This is a genomic window from Leucobacter komagatae (genome assembly GCF_000834055.1).
GTDB lineage: Bacteria > Actinomycetota > Actinomycetes > Actinomycetales > Microbacteriaceae > Leucobacter > Leucobacter komagatae_A.
The window spans coordinates 267,885-287,102 of the sequence record NZ_JXSQ01000002.1 but is presented as its reverse complement, the minus strand read 5'-3'; the positions used below and the strand labels follow the sequence as shown (position 1 = coordinate 287,102).

Sequence of the window (19,218 nt, the reverse complement as noted above, 5' to 3'; positions counted from 1 at the left end):
AACTGATGCGCAGGTCCCGGGTACCGAGGGATCCGCAACTGATACGCGGGTCCCGGGTACCGAGGGGCCTGCGCATCCCGTCGGTGATGACGGTGAGCTTGAAGCACCTGGTGTGAACGAACGGGCAGGCAGCTTCAATGCCTCGAGCGGTGACGACGCAGGCGCTGCTGCTTCGGCGGCTATTGAGCCTCCTCAGGTTCCGCGGTTCGGCCAAGTTGAGGCGGAAGGTAATCTCGCGAAAGTGGCTTGGTTCTTCGGCAGCGGTGACCCTGGAGTGGAAGGCAAAGTCGTTGTAAACCTATGGAACGCTGAAACCGGTGGCGAAATCGTGAAGACGTGTGAGAGGCCAGCCCACTCCGACGCTTGCACGTTTTCGGGGTTGACTCTGCATCAAAAATACTGGGCGAGTCTTCAACGTGTTCTGCCGGGTGACGTGAAATCCGCGGAATCCACCCGGCTCCTCGTGCAGCCGAGACTCGTACCAGACCCCCCGAGCAACGTGGAAGCGGTCCTAGTGGGGAACGAAATTCAAGTCTCCTGGACAGAACCGAAGGACCCAGTGGACTCCCCGGTGCTTGAGTACGTAATACACCCCATCTACATCGATGAGCACGCGGGTCCAACCATTTGGCCGGGCGTTGTCACAAAAGCCGGTTCGGCAGGAGTCATTCCCGTAGCGCAAACAGGTTACGCGCAGCTTCACGGAAAACCGGTGTTCGTGCAAGTCACCGCGGTGAATGAAATTGGCCATAGCATGCCGAGCGTTAGGACATTTGCGGGCACCTTGCCACTGACCGCCGTGGGAGTAAGCCTCGGTCAGTCCGTGGGAACCGCTGACGGTTTCACATTGGAGCTCAGCAGCGTTGATCCCGAAGCTCGATACAGCGTGTCGACCACTCAGGGGGAGGCGGAACTGGAAGGGAATACGGTAACCGTGACCGGGCTCGCAGTCGGGGCCAAGGCCGAGGTTCAAGTCACGGCATCGAAGGCGGGCCACTTTGACGGTTCCGCGACGAGGCAAGGGTCCGCGGGATTTGAGCCCGTCCACCCCGTCCTTTCCTCTCCGGTTTCGACCGCGGACGGATTCACTGTCAAGATCACGAACTTTGATCCGGAGCTGAGCTACGGCCTGGAAGCGTCCTCACCCTTTCCAGGGACACCAACTGCGGAGCTGGTCGGCGACACAGTTACCGTTGCGGGTATTCCGCCAGCCGGCCTGGCAAGTGTCACCGTAACGGCATCCCGTCCCGGCTGGAAACCGGGGACAACTACCGCCTCTGCGTACGCGCTGAGAGCGCCAAGCAGCATCCCGGAGCTCTTAGTGACGCGGACCTCCCCGGACGGATTCATCGCCCAAATTACCAACTACGATGCTTGGGCCTCGTACCGGGTGGAACAACCAGAGGCTGGTATGGCCTCGCTCTCCGTTAACACGCTGCGCGTCTCGGGACTCGCTCCAAATCGTGAAGTAACGGTCCGCGTTTTCTCCGCCCGGAACGGGGAGGCCGAAGGCGTGACCCACTTCACAGCTTCCTCTGCGAAGAAGCCTGCAGTCAGGTTTGAAATCAGTGACGTGGTAGCGACTGCCGGTGGCTGGACGGCCCGGATCAGCGATTACGAATCTCTGGCTCACGAGAACACGGAGTTCACCGCTGTCACGGACAACGGTGAAGTGTCTATTTCTGAGGGGGTCGTGACCGTGACCGGGCTTGCCCCGAACCAGGCCTCGATGGTGACGGTGACGCTGTCACGCACCGACACTGAACCCTCCACAGCGAAGGCCGAGGGGCGGGCGCTTCAGGAATACACGGTCACCTTCGATGCTCGCCCCGGCAGCCCCGCGACACCTACCGCAACCGTGACGCACGGAAACCCGGTCCCGGTGCCCGCGACTCCGTCGCGGGACAGGTACGCCTTTACTGGTTGGTTTGCGGACCCGGAGGCTCAGATTCCGTATGACATGACTGGTGAGGTGACCTCAGACATGACGCTATATGCGGGGTGGAAGGTCACTGCCTACGAGGTAACGTGGAACCCGAACCGAGACGGCGCGGGCGCCGTCGAAACTCGTCCGAATAACGGGACCACGCTGGGGAAACTGCCTGTCCCCTCGGCGAGCGGTGCGGTGATCCGCGAGTGGAACACTGCGGCCGACGGCTCAGGGACTCGGGTGAGCGCGAGCACCCTGCTGTCATCGATTGCGTCGGATGCCGAGGTAACGGTGTATGCGATGTGGGAGAAGCGGACGCTGTCACTCACCCCATCGTCGAACTCCCCAGCATCGGGCGACACAATCGACGTACGTGCTGCTGCTAACGCCCCCTTTGGGGGAACAGTCGATGTGACCAACGAAATGACCCTGGAGTCGTCGGATCCTGGCGATGTGGTGAAGGGGTCGACCGTGCTGGTGGGTGCGGCGGGCGCGCGTACGCTCACGGGTGCGTTTGACGGAGCGACCGCGTCAGTGCTGGTGAATGTTGGCGCAGGGCCGATCGCGGAGCTCTCTGTGGCCCCGTCGGCGCTGACGGTTGCCCGGGGCGGGACACTCGAGTTCACCGTGACGGGCGTTGACGCTGCGCAGAATCCGGTGGAGATCGATGCGGCTGACGTGATGCTGACGAGTGACGTCGAGACTGACATTGTCGACGGCATGACCGTAAGGTTCCCCACGGCGAGCCCGCACGTGATTACCGCCCGGGTCGGTGACGTGTCAGCGTCTGTGAAGATTGAGGTGCAGGGCGATGACGAGAGCAGGCCGGTCCTGCCGTCTGATCCCGCAGTCCCGTCGGGCTCGACTCCAGTCTCGCCGGGAACGCACACGGGCACGGGTGGACTTGCGGGTACTGGTGGTGTGCCGTTGAGTGCCCCGAGTGTGGCGGCCGTGACACTTCTTGTGCTGGGGGTGTTGCTTCTTCTCGAGCGTCGCAGGAACAAACGGGCAGTTCAGAGCGTGTGATGGGCCGCGTTCGCTCGTGGTCACCCTTATCGCGCATCGGGACATCCTCGAGGCAGATGGGGTGTGGCGACGGCGGCGCTCTGCCCCGATTCCAGCTTCCCGATGTTCCCCGGACTCGCTGATGGATTGGAATTCGGGTTCTGGCGAGTATGGCGTTGTCAACACCGTCTCGCGTCGTCGCGTTGTGCCGTCCTAGCGCGCATAAGCATTGCCCTTGGCGAGCTCGATATTGCTCTAGGCGCATCGAAATCAGCCGAATAGGCTCGAAGTGAGGAAATCCTCATTTCTTGTATTCGGCTTCTGATGTGGAGTTTTCTCGAAGAACTTCGAGATCCGTCGAAATAGCGAGGGGAACAGAAACGTCCAGGGGTTAGGGGTTCGATTCCCCTCAGATCCCCCGTAGACCAGGAAAGCCCCGCTTCGGCAGGGCTTTCCTGGTCTACGGGGGACGCTCACGGAAACGGCGGGTTACGCGTTCCGGGTTATCGGCCAAAAGGTGTGCAAAGGTCCGGGCGCGTCATGCCCGTCCGGCCCATCCGGTTCGCAGCCAGCGCCCTTCGGCGTCATCAAGTCACGTTTTAGCTGTAGCGGGCCACACCCTTCATGAGGCGCTGACCTGGCCCCTGCCCGTCGTCCCCTATGCCTGCGGACGGGTCATGGATGCGGGACAGGAGAGCTTGCCAAGGCTGCACGGAGTTCTGTGTCGCATCATTCTCAGGAGAGGAATTAGAGGGGGTCGGTGACGCTGCTGAGGGTGCACCAAGACCCGTTGTATATGCCGTCGACAAGGGTTGTGTGACGCGAGGTAGCCTCTGCAACTCCTACGGTGCGTTTCCGCCGCGGTTCTCCCGTTGTTCACGCGGGTGTTGTTGCGTACTTCGCTGCGGGTCGTGATTGTTGTTTGGGCACAATTCAGGGTGCCGGGGCACAACGTTCTTTGGTCTAACGCATGGTGGTCCGGTTAGACCAGGATCCCATCGAAACGTTTTGTCCTAAGACCCGTAGCCGCCAATGCCGCCGAGTTGCTTCGTGATTCGCTCGGTCGCCGTGCTGGCTGCGACCCGGGGTATGACTCGGGGTGCGTGATCAGGGTGCGGCCGAGTCACTACGTACGGTGTTGGTTCGCACCATGGACACACGAGGCCCGGAGTACGCAGATCTGCGCTCAAGACTCGGCTTCGTCCCGTGGCAGGACCGCCCCTGGCTTTCCAGGCCCACACTGGGAGAGGGAGGGGGCACCGCCCAGGTCACACCGTGGCGAGGCGATGTCCTCTGTAATTCACATCTCGCGCCGCGGTCGCTCAAAGGCACGACCCGAGAGCTCCACCCATCCCAGCTGGTGATGGCTGACTCCACGCAAGCTTCTGGGTGGTTCTCACCGGGGCACACCCGGAGTCGGCCCCAGACGGGCGCCCACCGTATTCACGACCTGCCACAGCGATTAGGAGACGCCCATGCTCAGACCGTCCCAAATCCTTCGGGGCCGCGAACCGGAGCTGCGGCGCGCCTGCGCCGTGCTGCACACGGGACGCAGCCTCGATCTGCTCGGATCCCGCGGCATCGGAACCAGCAGATTTTTGCAGGAGCTGGCGCACCGAGCCGAGGAGCAAGGCTGGCGGACAATCCGGCTGCGGGGAGTCGCCGCGCTGCGGGACACCCCCTACGGGAGTTTGTTTGTCTCCGGGTTTCGTTTCTCCCACGGCAGCGTGCCGACGCTGGGGCAGAGTATCGAAGAGGTACTCGGCACCTCGCAGCAGCGCTCCGTCGTGATCATCGACCAGAGCGACTGGGTCGATGCGGCCTCCTGGTCGGTAATTGACGGGCTGCGTAGCATGCACGGGACGCCGATCGTGCGGGGCATCGCGCAGATCGGGCGCGCTCCGCGGCGGCGAGGAGGGGGCGCATCCCCCTCCTCACAGCCGGCGGTCACTCTCGAGCTTGCGGGACTGGACTTTGAGGATCTTCGGCTCGTGTTGAGCGACCGCCTCGGCGGCGCCGTCGACCCCGGGACCACAGCACGCATCCTCGTCAAGTCCGGCGGCATCATCGGACTTGCCTTGCGAATCGTCGACGCAGCCATGGAGAACGGACGGCTCAGCGAGGCGGGCGGTGTGTGGACCGTTACCGGGGACCTCTGGGATCCCTCCCTCCGCGGAGTTATCGACACTCTGCTGACTCCGCTGCCCTCGGGACTCCGCGAGGCCGCAGAGACCCTCTCCCTCGCGGAAACGGCGGATGGCGATGCTCTGGCAGCGCTCATTGGCTGGGACAACATCGAGCGTCTCGAACAGCGGGGCTTGCTCCGCGTCGCCACATCCGATCAACAGCGGCTCATCACCGTGTTCCCCCCGCTACTGGGTGAGTACTTTCGCCAGCAGCCGTTTACCGTGCGACGGCTTCGGTTGCAGGAACGCATCGCCCGCCGAACCGGAGCCCCGGACCGTGGTCGCGCCTTGCTCGCGCGTGATCAGTCGGCGAGGTGGCCGACGTCCTCGGAACACAACCTGGTGCATGCCCGATTGGTTCAGGAACAGGAGCGGAACCGCGCCAGAAGCGCTGGCGCGGCCTGGGAGCTTCAGCAGGATGCTGGGTCCGCGATTCGCTTCGCGAGAGCGCTGGCGAGTGCGGACGCTCCAGCCGCCCAGATTGAGGCCGTGCTGCTGCACGCGGGTCGGGGGAGCAACGCCGAGGACACCGCGAAGCTTGTGATGCTCCGGGCCGAGTGGCGCGTCACCACGTCCGGGGACCTTACGGAAGCCCTGTCAGAACTGGAGACGGTCGGCGCAGTCCATGGCCCGTGGGCGCGGGCGACCGCAGCCACCGCTGCGGTGCTCCGGATTCGTTTTGAGGGGGTACCTGCGGACGCTGAGCGCACGCTGGCGGATGATGGCGCGCTTCCCGCAGGGGTGCGTGATGTGCTGCGGCGCGGCAGGATACTTCTCTTCGTGGTCACAGGCCGCCTGGGACTGGCGAGAAACGAATTCGCCCGCTCCCTGCCCAGCGGTGAGGGCGCCGATGGCGTCGATGCGGAACTCGAGGCGCTCGACGCGGTGGCCGCTATCGGTCTCGGGGATGCAAAGGCTGCGGAGCGTTGGGCCCGGGACGGGTTGGACCAGGCCAGAGCAGCTCTCTCTGCCGACCGCGAGCGAACCCACGCCGCGGTTCTCGCCCTCTGCCTGTTGGGAGACGGCCGACTCGAAGCCCTGGAACGGCTCCTGGCCTCGGTGTTCGCGCTCGGAGGCACTCCACGATTCCTCGGGGCAAGCACCGCCGGCTTCATGCTGGAGAGCGTGGCTGCGGCTCTCTCGTTCCGGATGGGGCACCCGGACCGGGCGGAGGGGCATCTCGCCACGATGCGCCAGGCTCGGCTCCCGGAGGGCGCCCTCCCCATGCAGGGGCGGGCGTGGGCGAAGGCAACTCAGACAGTGCACCAAAACCGGTCCCAGGCGGCGGCGGACGCCCTCTGGGACGCGGCCGAGGCTCTTTGGGGGCGGGGGGCGCGCTTCTCCGCGATCTTCCACATGCTCAGCTCAGTTGAGATTGCCCCTTGCGTCTCTCGGAACGACGCACTTGTCGCCCGTCTATCCGAGACAGATGTCGCCGTGGCGCGGCCGGTCCTGGCCGCGCTGGCAGCTCTGGAACTGCGCTCGGCCAGTGAGGTTCCCGCGATCGCCGCGCAACTGCGCAACGCTGGGCTGAGCGGACTCGCCCTGCACCTCTACGACCGGGCGAACAGCTGGGACGTGGACGCATTCCCGGACGGTGGAGACCCAGTGCTGGCCGGACACCGCAGAGCGTTCGAACGAACGCTCACGGATGGCCCTTACCGATCGGTGCGCTTTCGAACTCAGGTGCAGCTCACGGAGCGAGAGAACGATGTTGCCCTGCTCCTCGGAGCGGGGCGCAGCAACCGGGAGATCGCTGACACCCTGGTGCTCAGCATTCGCACCGTGGAAACCCACGTACACCGCATCCTGCGCAAGACAGGCGCGCGAAACCGAGCGGACGTCTCCAATGTGCTCTCCGAGTGACCCCGCCGCCCAACACCAACGCAAAACACGCATAGAACAGGTTGACAAGATGCCCGCGCAAATCCTTTTGCCTCCCGACCACCCCATCCCGACGCTCAGCACGATGCCCACGCCGCTCCCGGCGAGCGCGGAACACCTTGGCGGGGGAGACGTCGCCCTGGTATTCGGAACGCGCCCCGAAATCATCAAGCTCGCCCCGGTGATCCGAGCACTCGGGGCCCGGGCGCGGCTCATCCACACCGGTCAGCACTACGACGCGGAACTGTCCGCGCGGGTTTTTGCCCAGCTCCGGCTGCCCAGCCCGCACGTGCTCATCTCTGGTGTGGGAGGAGCGAGCCGGGGCGCACAGATTGCGACGGCGCTGGCCGCCCTCTCAGCCGAGTTTGCTGAGCGGCCGCCCGCGGTGGTTGTCGTGCAGGGTGACACGAACTCGGTGTCTGCCGGGGCTCAGGCAGCGCACTACGCCGGGATCCCCGTGGTCCACGTAGAGGCAGGCCTGCGGTCCCACGACCGAGCCATGCCGGAGGAGGTAAACCGTTTGGTCACGGGTGTGATCGCCGATGTGCACTGTGCCGCGACAGAGCACAACGCGCAGAACCTCCGCGCCGAGGGGGTCAACCCGGCGCGCGTGCTGGTAACTGGGAACACGATTGTGGAGTCGACCCGGGAGTCACTCGCGGGTCTTGACTCGGGCCGTGAGGTTCGCCTGGCCGCGGCAGAAGCCGCCCCGGATGTGCTCGCGACGATTCACCGCCCTGAGAACACCGATTCGGCTGCAGCGCTCGGCCGCATCCTGGACGCACTCGTTGCGCTGAGCGATCGAGGATTTGGGGTTCGCCTGGTGGCACACCCTCGCACCCGGGCGGCCATCACCCGATTCGGGCTGGCGGAACGAGCAACGCGACTAGACATGGTTCCCTCGGTCTCGCACGCGGAGTTCCTCGAGAGCGCACGCGGCGCTCGGCTGCTGCTCTCAGATTCGGGCGGACTCCAAGAGGAGTGCACCGTCCTCAAGAAACCGCTGCTGGTAGTGCGGCGCAGCACCGAACGGCCGGAGTCAATCGAGACGGGATTTGCCAGATTGGTGCCTCCGGAGGCCGATCTGTTGGCGGAGGCACTGGCGGCCCTGGCGGATCGGCACCGTGAACGCTGGCTCCGTCGGATCGCGTCCCCATACGGGGACGGTCGCGCAAGCGAACGCATCGCGGAACTCTGTCTGGCGCTGGCCGCTGGCGCGACACCGGAGCGGGCAGTCGCGGCAGTGTCCGCCAGCCACCTCGCGCCCTGAGGCAGGCGAGAGCCAGCGAAAAGTGCTGCCCCGATGAACTAGCCCAGGCCGAGAATCAGCGCTTTTACCTGCTGCCGTGTCCCGCAATTCAGCTTGCGCATAATGCGATGGACGTGCGTCTCCACAGTACGGACGCTCAGCACCAGGAGCTCAGCGATCTCGGCGTTGCCGAGCCCCTGGGCGATCAGGCGGGCGACCTCGCCCTCCCTGCTGGTCAGGGTGGTGTGTCTGGGATTCACCCGGGCGGTCTCGTAGACCCGCTCGGGTGCCCGTGACAAGATCACGGTGGCGAGCCGTTCCCTGAGCGCCGCGCCTGCGGGATCGCTGTCCGAGCTGCTGCGTTGGAGGAGCGATAGGGCGAGTCCGGTCCGCCCAGAGCGGACCAAGCGCTCCGCGACCTCGACGAGCTCACCGGAACGCTGCTCCCCGTCATGCTGCAGGGTCACGGCGGCGAGGTATGCGTGCACAAATTCCCCGTCGAGCATCTCAGCGAGTCGGGTCACCTCGCGGAGTTGCCTCGGATCCGGGGTGATTTCGAGTGCGGACAGTAGGAGTAGGATCCCGGGGAACCGGTAGCCGCGCGCGAACAGGTCCTGCCCCCGCCGCCAGAGCAGCTCCCTGGCTTCAGGAATGCGGTTTTCCCCGATCAGCAGCTGGGCTCGTAGCAGAGGTACGCAGTCGTGGAGCACCGGAATGTCAGGCAATCCCAAGCTCTCGGCCACCGCGGCGTGACGAACAGCTTCCTCCCTGCGGCCGCGGCGCGCGGCGATCAGACCTGCGCAGCCGTGCAGCGCGACCTCGGTTGCCGTGACCTCCAGAGTGCGGGGGGCGCTATTCAGAGGGAGCGCAACCGCCAGAATTGCCTCGGCTTCCGCGTAGCGCCCATCGGCCTCGAGGGCATACACGAGCGCCGCTGCATGCCCGCGTATGGCCTGAATATCGAGTGCGGTCAGCGCCTCCTCGTAGCCCCGTCGGGACCAGGTCATCGCCTGCTCGCTGTGGCCAAGACCCAGAAGCACCACACCACGGAGCGAGTCAATGCTGAACCCCAGCTCCTCCTGGGAATAGCGCTCTGCGCCGTCCATCGCCTCGCGGGCGGAATCGAAACGACCTAGGGTCGTGAAGAGGTTGGTCCGCACACGGAGCAGGCTGATCCGCAGTGAATCCGGCAGCTCCCCGTCCACATCGAGCGCGCGCGAGAAGTCCTCCGGAACCGAGCACAGGGTGTGCTGCAGCGATACAGACCACACTTCGGCCATCCGGTGCAGGGGAGCCCAGGCCTCTGGGATCTCGTCCAGCAGCCGAAGCGCCCCGTCCAGATCACGCCGGGCAAATGCTTGCCACTCCGCGCGAAGTCGGATTAACCACACCGTGTCCACACGGTCCTGCCCGCCGGGGAGGTCAGTGCCCAGGACCGCCTCGATCTCCGAGGAATCTGCACCGCTCACGATGAGCGCCTGTGCGTAGCTGGTTGTGCTCGCTGCGCTCGGGGAACGCTGCCAACCCGCGCGAGCCACCAGCGCACGGGTCCGGTTCTGCTCATACACGAGACGGCTGATGACCGCCGCCTGCCGGCGGGTCTGCCCAGCCCCGCCGGGAACCAAGTCCCCGAAGAGCGGATCGCCGAGCGTGGAAAACGGGGGGAGCGTTTCCGGCTCCGCACCCAGCTTGCTCCGCAAACTCTCCGTGAGCCGAATCGCTCGCATGGCACTCGGGCGGTGACGGTAGTACTCAACCAGCAGCGGTGGTTGCGCAGTGACGAGTACTCTGCTGCCCGCGGAGTAAACCCGGACCAGCTCCGCAGCCTCCAAGGACTCCAAAGTCGACCAGTCCGCAAAGCGGCGCACGGTCTCCAGTTCGCAGATCCCAGCGAGCGCGAGCATTTCATGGGCATCCCTCTGCTCTGAGCTGAGAAACTCGAGCCACGGCTCGGCGACCCCGATCAGCTCGGGGCTCCACAGGTCTCCCTCGGAGACCCAGAGCCCCTCAACCCTGACGAGCCGACCCGTGAGGCGAGCCACCTCAACAAGCTGGCAGGCCACCCCAATGAGCTCGCCGGCTTTCGCAAACAGCTGGGTGAGTGTCGTCTGGTCGATCGGGCCGCCCAGCCGTCGCTCCAGCTCCGCCCGCATCTCCCGAAACGTCAGCGCGGGGATTCGCGCCACGAGTGCGTTCCCGGGTTTAGCCGGGTACCCACCCTGCGAGCTCAGTCGAGGCGCTCTCCCCAGGACCCGGGAGAGCACAATTCCCGAGTCTGAGCGTTGCCGAAGCGCGAGGATGGCTCCCCAGGAAGCTTCGTCAAGGTCGTCCCAGTCATCGATGAGCAGCACGCTCTGCGATGAGGGCGCAGCGGCGGCCAGAGCGTCCACGGCATCTGGCAGGGAGGGGCGCAGCTGCCCAAGGCCACTCTGAGCGAGGAATCCGGAGGCCTGTAACGTGCCGAAGGGGGTCCCAGACAGTGACGCATTCCCCCGCACCCACACGACCCTCCAGCCGTCCTCGGATAGCCGGTCACCGACCTCGGCGAGATACGACGTTCGTCCGCTGTAGCGCACCCCGGCGACGTCGATCGGGAGCCCGGCGCGCACCGCATCGACCGAGCGCTGAATCGATGATGCTCGAGTATTCATTGGTGCGGCCCCCTTGTGTGCTGCTCTCATGCTAGTGCGCGAAACCGCCAGGAACGGGAAATCTCCCCTGATTGGTGGTACGTAGCTGACGAATCCCGCTACGTATCCCAGCAAGCAAAGCGCCGACTTTCTTCGGAAGGGACACTTCCTAGCAGGGGAGGACCGCGGACGCGGCGAATCCACTGCCTACGTTGGGGATATCCCCACAACGCTTCCCCAGGATTGGACCAGCACAGATGTATCAACTACCCCCGCTCGGACTTGGTGTCGTCGGAGGTGCCGTGCTCGCCGCAACAGGCGGTACGGCCACCTGGCTCACCATCGGCATCACCCTCACAGTGATGTGCGTGGCCCTGGGTGGACTGCTGCTGTTCCGCGAGGCGCGGAGCCGGAGATTCTTTGCGCAGTTCCCCGCTTCACCCGCTGTGCGGGGAGACAGGTCCAGGTTCCTCTCCTGATGGCCCCCACTGTTCGTCAGGAGACTCTGTTCGGTGGCGAGGATATCGTCGAACAGAGCCAGGCGGCGCAGCCGGGCACTGATAGGCAGACGTCGGCCGCGGAACACCGCACTGCACGGGGTGGAAAGCTTCCGTATCTTGGTCGAGCGCTGCACTTGAGCTGCGCGCTGCTTTTCGCTGCCATGGGCGTGCTCGTCCTAATGCGGGAGTCCACGATTCGTGTCTGGGAGGCCCGCCTGGCCACGCTGATCCTCGACCGTTTCTTTGCGGAGGACACGATGTTCGTCACCAGTGCGGGGAGTCCAGCGATCGGATTCACCTTTGGTGAGGAGTGGTTGGTGGCCCGAGTGACCATCCAGTGCGCGATCGCGCTGTACCTGGGGCCGGTGGCGTTTCTCGCCGCCGCGCTCTCGCTCAGCCCGCGTACCAACCTGCTTCGAGTGCTCGGAGCCACCGTGATCGGGATGTCGGCGATGATCCTCTTGAATCAGCTCCGTCTGCTTGCGATTTGCCACGCCTGGGGCAACGGCGGACACGCTGCATTCGGCTGGGTTCACGGTCCGTTTGGGACCGCCTTCATGCTGCTGGGGCTGACCGGCGTGCTGCTGCTGTTCTTCCGCATCGTTATGCGCCAGCGCTCAGCCGGATAGGCCTCAGTGAGACGCGCCCTCACATTAATTGTTCCAGCCTGATTCATCAGGACCACAGAACCGGGCTAGGCCGCACAGTCGGGCCCAGATTAGAAAGGCATGCACATGCAGAAAGTTTGGAAGGGCCTGACCGTGGTTGTCACGATCGGTGCGCTTACCGCGGTGGGAGGTGGCGCGGTTTACGCGGCATTTCTCGCGGAGGAAGCGGGGCCGCTGCACTCGAAGCAGGAGCAGAGCTCCGAGATTTCGGCTACCCCGAAACTCGGCGGGAGCCGGACGCGGGGGCACTCCCTTCGAGGACCCCGTTGTCAAAATGTCGTTCACGAGCCCGGCTATCAATACCAATGTGGCCTCGGAGAACCAGGTCTTTACCGGCACCGGATATCCGGGTGCCAAGCTCGTTCTCAAGACCATCGAAGAACTCGTGCTCTACGAGGGCACGGTGGGGCCCGATGGCACATGGTCGGCAAAAGTCCCGAAAATGGCCCTGGGTATTATCCGCATAAACGTGGTCAACTATGTCAACAATAAGAGCTACACGCTGACCCCCGCGTGGTTCAATGTGGTCAAGGTCTACAAGAATTCGCTGAACACCCCCGCCAAGGGGGCGACAACGATCACGGGAACGGCGAACCCGTATGCAACCGTGATCGTCTATGCCCAGGACGGCACCAAAATCAGCGAGGTCAGGGCGACCGTGGACGGTGACTGGTCGCTCAAGGCTCCGACCTCGACTGGGACGTACTACCCGACGTATAACGGGACGCGTGGTGACAACTTCACCTATACGGCTGCGGACGTGGCGTTTGTGGTGGCGTCTCCGGCAGTTGGCAGTGATCTGTCCCCGAAGAGCCAGGCGTTCTCCGGAACGGGAACGCCCGGGTCGACCTATGTCCTGAAGAATGCCGCGGGAACGCAGTTGCATAGCGGGACGGTTGCGGCGAACGGGTCATGGTCGGCGACGCTGACTGGGTTGGCCGAGGGCACGCTGAAGCTCACGGTGGTCAACACGATCGATGGCGCCGTGAAGACGGTTGACGGTGGTCAGTTCACGGTGTTGAAGGATCATAAGAACTCGCTGAATACTCCTGCCAAGGGTGCGACGACGATCACGGGCACCGGGATTCCGGGGGAGACCGTGGCGATTCTGAGTGCTTCTGGCACCAAGGTCAGTGAGGCGAAGGTTGCTGCGGACGGCTCATGGTCGCTCAAGGCTCCGACCTCGACTGGGACGTACTACCCGACGTATAACGGGACGCGTGGTGACAACTTCACCTATACGGCTGCGGATGCGGCGTTTGTATTGGAGACCCCGTCGAAGGGGAGCACTCTGAACGCGAAGGATCAGGTGTTCGCGGGCACGGGTGAGCCCGGCTCAACTTATGAGCTGACGAACGCATCGGGCACGGTGCTTCACCGCGGCACGGTTGCGTCGAACGGGAACTGGTACGCGAAGGTTGCTTCGCTACCGGAGGGATCGCTGAAGCTGACGATGTTGAACACGATTGATGGGAAGACCTCGTCGATCGATGGCGGGACCTTCACAGTGCGGGCGGCGTACAAGAACTCGCTGAATACTCCTGCTAAGGGTGCGACGACGATCACGGGCACCGGGATTCCGGGCGAGACCGTGGCGATTCTGAGTGCTTCTGGCACCAAGATCAGTGAGGCGAAGGTTGCTGCGGACGGCTCATGGTCGCTCAAGGCTCCGACCTCGACTGGTACGTACTACCCGACGTATAACGGGACGCGTGGGGACAACTTCACCTACACTGAGACCGACCCAGTTCTGACATTCGAGTATCTGACGCCGAAGGTGGGCAGTGATATCTCCGAGACGGATCAGACGTTCACCGGACGGGGTACCCCCGGTGCGGTCTACAGTCTGCGTGACAGCCGCAACGTCGTCTTGGCCCGGGGCACGGTCTCCGCGAACGGGAACTGGTCTGCGACTGCTGGCCCGCTGCCTGTGGGGGGTCTGAAGCTCACTGTGCTGATGACGCTGAATGGGGCAACCCAGTCCTACGAAGTGGGTAACTTCACGGTGTTGAAGGATCACAAGAACTCGCTGAATACTCCTGCTAAGGGTGCGACGACGATCACGGGCACCGGGATTCCGGGGGAGACCGTGGCGATTCTGAGTGCTTCTGGCACCAATATCAGTGAGGCGAAGGTTGCTGCGGACGGCTCATGGTCGCTCAAGGCTCCGACCTCGACTGGTACGTACTACCCGACGTATAACGGGACGCGTGGGGACAACTTCACCTACACTGAGGCCGACCCAGTTCTGACATTCGAGCTGTTGACGCCGAAGGCCGGCAGTACCCTCTCCGAGTTGAACCAGACGTTCACCGGAACGGGCACTCCCGGGGCGGAATACACGCTGCGGGACGGCCGGAATGTGATCCTTGCCAGCGGAAAGATCCCAGCCAGTGGCACTTGGTCGGTGACAGCCGATGATCTTCCGGTGGGCGCTCTGAGCCTCACCGCGCAGATGACGCTGCGGGGTGAGACGCACACGGTGAGTCTGGGTTCGTTCACCGTGGCGAAGGACTACCCGAACTCTCTGAACACGCCGGCGAAGGGTGACGAAGCGATCACCGGAACCGGAACTCCCGGGGAGGTCGTCTCACTGCATGCCGCTGACGGGTCCAAGGTTAGTGAGTCCACGGTGGAACCGGACGGTTCCTGGTCACTCACCGCGCCGACAGAATCGGGGTCCTACTACCCGAGCTACGGAGGGGAGCGCGGGGAAGACTTTGGCTACGAGGTCGCCGACCCGGCGTACGAGTTCGCCCTGCTGACTCCTTCGGCAGGTAGCGAAATCTCGACGGAAAACCAGGAGTTCACCGGCACCGCCACACCAGGTTCTACGGTGGTGCTCAAGGACGGAAATGGCAACGTCCTCTATGAGGGCGAGGCCGATGAGGCCGGCAATTGGTCCGGCACCGTTCCGAAGCTTCCCGAGGGCCCGCTGCACCTCACCGTCGATAACACCGTCGAGGGGGTCACCACCAGCATCTCTGGCGGGGAATTCCTCGCCGTCGCGGAGGGCAACGGCGAGGATACTCCCGTTCTGGATCCCGCGATCGCCGGTGGGTACGGTCTGCTGCTCGCGGCAGGGGCGGCTCTGGGGCTGCGTCGGAATCGGAAGTCCGAGGGCTAGTCGGTTGGGGATTTTCACGCCCTGATCTCCCAATTCTCACCTCGCACCGCAGCCGCGGGTCGATCGCCTCACCGCGACCGGCCCGCGGCTGCGGTGCTCCGTGCTTCCCAGTGTCGCGTGCTTCTCCAAAGGAGGGGCAGTCTGGTGCCACGCACGCGGCGGGGCCGGGGTACGTACGACGCCAGGCAAGGGCACGCACGCTCAGCGCACCGGGGCGCATCCCTGCGCGAGCGCCGCGTACAGCGCCCCGCTGAGACTTAGCTTGAATACCGGGCCGATATAGCCGACCCCGCGTCGCTGCCTCGCTCTCCTCGCCCAATACACCAAGGAACCCCTCCCATGATTGTTTTTCTTGCTACCACGGCAACCGTCGTGATCTGCGTCTCATTTGCGTATCTCTGGGTGTTGTTTTTTGCCGGGTTGCGGACTATTAAACGTTCAGGGGCGACGCTTTCTACGATGCGTGAAGCGCGCTACGAAGAACCTTTCCGGGACGAACCGGGGACCTTTCACACCTATTTCCTAATTCCGTGCCTGAACGAGGAGCGGGTTATCGGGGCAACGGCGCGGGCGCTCGCTGGCTCCTCAAATGCCACCACGATCGTGATCGACGACGCCTCCGACGACCGGACTGCGGAGGTGGCCCGTGAGTACGGCGGCAGCAGCCTGCTGGTCCTCGCACGAACATTCCCTAACGCCAGGATCGGGAAGGGCGAAGCGCTCAACGACGCGGTGCGGATGGTTCGGAAGCTGGTCGCCGCACGAGGGCAGGACGTGGACCGGGTGCTGGTCGCGGTGATGGATGCTGATGGGCGTCTCTCCGATGGCGCGATGTCTCACATTCTGCCCCTTTTCGATGAGGAGAGCGTAGGCGCGATCCAACTCGCCGTCCGGATTCGGAACCGGGACTCCTTCCTCACCCGATACCAAGACTTTCATTTCTGGTCAACCACCGCGGTCACCCAGCTCGGACGCGTGCAAACCGGAACCGTTTCGCTTGGAGGAAACGGTCAGTTCAGCCGGTTGTCTGCGCTGAACGACGCCGGAGAGAAGCCATGGTCGAAATCACTGACTGAGGACCTTGACCTGGCCGTGACCCTAGCCCTCGTCGGTTGGGAGCTGTCGAGTACACCGCACGCCGCGGTAGAGCAACAAGGCGTGGAGACAATTTCCGCGTTGTTCCGCCAACGGCGACGTTGGTTCCAGGGACACATGGCAATGGCCTCGCGACTTCCGGAGATCTGGAACGACCAACGACTGACGCATAAGCGCGCGCTGGAGTTGTCCGCTTACATCTTGACCCCTTGGGTCACGATCCTGCCGTGGTCGATCCTGTTTCACTGGGCAATTGTCGGGATGATCGTCGACGGGGGAGCATTCTTTGCATTTGTCACGAGCTCGCTGACCCTGCTGATTGGCGTTGTGATCTGGTACGTGATGACGCTCGGCCCCGTTTTTGTGAGCGCGTGGGTGTACTACCAGCGGGACGAGCAGCGAGAGTTCTGGGTCTCTCTGCTGCACGCGCACTGTTTTCCGTTGATCAATTATCTTGCCTTCGCCGCGGTGTGGAGCGCGCTCGCGCGGATACTGAAGGGCCAGCACGGCTGGGAGAAAACGCAGCGCGTGGACGAGGGCCTCCTTCCGAGCGCGTCGGATGCTGCCGTCGATGGCGCCGTAGGCGGGGATGCCCAGTGACCGCACGGGCGACGAATGCCCAGCGCGACGGGCGTTGGGAGACCGGGCTGAGTGAGCTCGAGGCACTGTTCGGGGAGCCTCTGTCAGCGCTCAACCCGGGACCGATCACCGAGGAGAGCCCCGTAACTGTCGCGGGGGGAGCGCACGGATCCCGTCCGATCCCGCCGGAGCGCCCGAAGCGTTCGAGCAGCCCTGGCAGCTCAGACAACTCGGGTGACTCAGACGAGACTGGCGGCGCTCCTGGGGTGGCGACTCGGGCGGAGCGACCCCCAAGTCGCCGCCGCTCGGGACAGATGCATGGGGCGCACCGAACTCAACCGGACCATGAGCCCCTGCTCCTCCCACCCTCCTACTATCCCGCGGTGGACGGGATGCGCGCGGTGGCCATTCTGAGCGTGTTGCTGTTTCACACCGGCCTGTACAGCAACGGGTTGTTCGGCGTGGACCTGTTCTTCCTCCTCTCTGGGTTTCTGATCACGCTGACAATGCTGCGCGAGTACCACCGCGATGGGATTGTCCATCTCGGCCGTTTTTACGCCAGAAGAGCGAAGCGGCTTCTCCCATTGCTCGCGCTGACCCTCGGGGGCACCCTCATCGCGGTGTATACCTGGGGGAGCAGGGCGGAACTTGCTCGGTTTGGGGAGCAGGCACTCGCCTCTCTCGTCTACCTGACGAACTGGGAACAGATTGCCGCGGGACAGCAGTACTGGGATGGGTTCGGTGCGCTCAACCCGCTGGGGCACATGTGGTCGCTCGCGATTACCGAGCAGTTCTATCTGGTCTGGCCCGTCCTGCTGCTCGGCGTCCTGCTGCTCGGACGCACGCTGTCGCGACGGGGGAGTGGCGGGCTCCGATGGCAGCACTCACCCATTAGCGCTCTGCTCGTGCTGCTCGTTGCGGGAACGGGAGCGATCGTTGCCGCCGCGCAACCAGCGCTCCGCTTTGACGGTACAAACGCGGACCGGATGTACCTCGGCACCGACACCCACACGGTCGGACTTCTCGTCGGTGCGGCTGTGGCGGCGATCAGCTATCTGTTCCTGCAGCACACTGGCAAATCCGGTCAGCGCTCCCGAACCGGCACTGCGGCGGTCTGGGGTCGCGGCATCACGTGGGTGCTCATGAGTACGCTCTCCCTGACGGTGTTGGCCAGCATTGTCATCCTGTCTGTGCGGGCGACGTCCTACGAGGAACCCTGGTTGTATCGCTTCGGCTTCACCGCGGTGGCGCTGCTGGGCGGTATCCTGGTGCTCACGCTCACGAGCCGACGCAATCTGGTCAGTCGCCTGTTTGCGTGGCCTCTGCTCGTGGAGACGGGTAAAGTTTCGTACACCCTGTTCCTGGTGCACCTGCCCGTGTACTGGACAATTCAGGCCGTGGATCCCACCGTTTCACCGGCGGATATTGCCATTCTGGGGATACCACTCTCGCTGGGATTAGCGAGCGGTCTCCACCACCTGGTTGGAGAACCGATTCGGCTCCGCCACTGGGCGCGCCGAGGAACGGCGCTGTTCACGGGACTGATGGTGGCTGTGACCGCCGGGGTGCTGGTAGTTCCGGAGCTGGTACAGCGGACCCCGGAGGGACACGGGGAGACCCGGGTGCTGACCCTGGGGGACTCGCTCGCGAACGACCTCGCATCAGCCCTGTCTCGGAACGCGTCTGAGGTCTTTACGGTGACGGACGGAGGCATCCCCGGCTGCGGTATATCGGGCAGCGGCGCGCAGCGCACGCGCGCGGGCATTGAGCAGCTCTCTCCCCAAGGTTGCCTACCTTGGCAGGAGCGATGGCGGGAGGAAATCCGGTCGACCCGGCCCAGCGTAATCGTGGTGCACACCGCATGGGATGCCGTTGAACAGGAGATTGACGGGGCTTGGACGGATCTCACCGACCCGGTATTTGCAGACCGATACCGGAGCGCGCTGGAGGAAGCTATCGAGGTGACCGCGGTGCCTGGAACGAGGGTAATGCTGGCCAACGCTCGACTGCATAACGGCATACTGTCTCCGGAGCAGGCGGTGGCCTTCAACCAGATCGTGACGGCGGTGCTGGGGGAGCACCCCGGAATTGAGCTCCTGGATATCCAGGGGCACCTCTGCAATGACAAGGAATGCGGTACCCAAACAGAGGAAGGCGAGGACCGTTACCTGGACGACCGGGTCCATTTCTCTCCCGCTGGAAAGCGGGAGATTGCCCCCTGGCTGAGCCAAGAACTGCTACGGGCACCGGCTGGCGACGGCAGCGACGACTGAGAGCGCGGAGGGCCCCGCGCGGAACGCACTGACCCCGTTGGGCGAGGGAGCGCCGTGCGCCGCATCCTCATTGCCCCGTTCGCCGCTGCGGC

Annotated in this window: 9 protein-coding genes; 8 read left to right on the top strand and 1 reads right to left on the bottom strand. The window is 64.3% G+C overall.

What is annotated here, in order from left to right:
- The first annotated feature begins 886 nt into the window (after window positions 1-886).
- From SD72_RS02905 to wecB, 3 genes are all read left to right on the top strand, one after another.
- On the top strand, window positions 887-2,956 hold the full coding sequence (locus tag SD72_RS02905) for an InlB B-repeat-containing protein (RefSeq protein WP_198141832.1): 2,070 nt from the start codon (window positions 887-889) through the stop codon (window positions 2,954-2,956).
- Window positions 2,957-4,410: 1,454 nt separating this feature from the next.
- Entirely contained in the window at window positions 4,411-6,987 is a 2,577-nt protein-coding gene (locus SD72_RS02900; RefSeq protein WP_042542892.1) for a LuxR family transcriptional regulator, read from the top strand.
- Between the two features lie 49 nt (window positions 6,988-7,036).
- The gene (gene wecB / locus SD72_RS02895) at window positions 7,037-8,275 is read left to right on the top strand and encodes a non-hydrolyzing UDP-N-acetylglucosamine 2-epimerase (protein ID WP_232299621.1); all 1,239 of its coding nucleotides are present in this window, start codon (window positions 7,037-7,039) and stop codon (window positions 8,273-8,275) included.
- Window positions 8,276-8,313: 38 nt separating this feature from the next.
- On the opposite strand, the gene SD72_RS18150 is transcribed toward wecB, so the two are convergent.
- Window positions 8,314-10,905 (bottom strand): helix-turn-helix transcriptional regulator, encoded by a 2,592-nt coding sequence (locus SD72_RS18150; protein WP_232299620.1) that lies wholly within the window; start codon window positions 10,903-10,905, stop codon window positions 8,314-8,316.
- 236 nt (window positions 10,906-11,141) lie between these two features.
- Between SD72_RS18150 and SD72_RS17640 the strand changes: the two genes are divergently transcribed.
- The 5 genes from SD72_RS17640 to SD72_RS02870 all read left to right on the top strand — a co-directional run bounded on the left by SD72_RS17640 (window position 11,142) and on the right by SD72_RS02870 (window position 19,126).
- Complete coding sequence (locus SD72_RS17640; protein ID WP_157000427.1) at window positions 11,142-11,363, top strand: hypothetical protein; 222 nt, start codon at window positions 11,142-11,144, stop codon at window positions 11,361-11,363.
- Window positions 11,363-12,013 carry an exosortase R gene (gene xrtR, locus SD72_RS02885; protein ID WP_042542890.1) on the top strand — a complete coding sequence of 217 codons (651 nt, stop codon included), beginning with the start codon at window positions 11,363-11,365 and terminating at the stop codon, window positions 12,011-12,013. Before SD72_RS17640 ends, xrtR begins: the two co-directional genes overlap by 1 nt.
- Window positions 12,014-12,326: 313 nt before the next feature.
- A complete protein-coding gene (locus SD72_RS02880) occupies window positions 12,327-15,179 on the top strand; it encodes an Ig-like domain-containing protein (RefSeq protein ID WP_042542889.1) in 2,853 nt (950 codons plus the stop codon).
- 339 nt (window positions 15,180-15,518) lie between these two features.
- On the top strand, window positions 15,519-16,874 hold the full coding sequence (locus tag SD72_RS02875; RefSeq protein WP_042542888.1) for a glycosyltransferase family 2 protein: 1,356 nt from the start codon (window positions 15,519-15,521) through the stop codon (window positions 16,872-16,874).
- A gap of 362 nt (window positions 16,875-17,236) precedes the next feature.
- The gene (locus SD72_RS02870; RefSeq protein WP_052492416.1) at window positions 17,237-19,126 is read left to right on the top strand and encodes a DUF459 domain-containing protein; all 1,890 of its coding nucleotides are present in this window, start codon (window positions 17,237-17,239) and stop codon (window positions 19,124-19,126) included.
- Window positions 19,127-19,218: the final 92 nt, after the last annotated feature.

What these genes read in the sequence shown, in the direction of transcription:
- SD72_RS02900 (WP_042542892.1), top strand. Translation starts at nt 4,411, where the DNA reads ATGCTCAGACCGTCCCAAATCCTTCGGGGCCGCGAACCGGAGCTGCGG.
- xrtR (WP_042542890.1), top strand. Translation starts at nt 11,363, where the DNA reads ATGGCCCCCACTGTTCGTCAGGAGACTCTGTTCGGTGGCGAGGATATC.
- SD72_RS18150 (WP_232299620.1), bottom strand. Translation starts at nt 10,905, where the DNA reads ATGAATACTCGAGCATCATCGATTCAGCGCTCGGTCGATGCGGTGCGC.
- SD72_RS17640 (WP_157000427.1), top strand. Translation starts at nt 11,142, where the DNA reads ATGTATCAACTACCCCCGCTCGGACTTGGTGTCGTCGGAGGTGCCGTG.
- SD72_RS02880 (WP_042542889.1), top strand. Translation starts at nt 12,327, where the DNA reads ATGTCGTTCACGAGCCCGGCTATCAATACCAATGTGGCCTCGGAGAAC.
- wecB (WP_232299621.1), top strand. Translation starts at nt 7,037, where the DNA reads ATGCCCGCGCAAATCCTTTTGCCTCCCGACCACCCCATCCCGACGCTC.
- SD72_RS02875 (WP_042542888.1), top strand. Translation starts at nt 15,519, where the DNA reads ATGATTGTTTTTCTTGCTACCACGGCAACCGTCGTGATCTGCGTCTCA.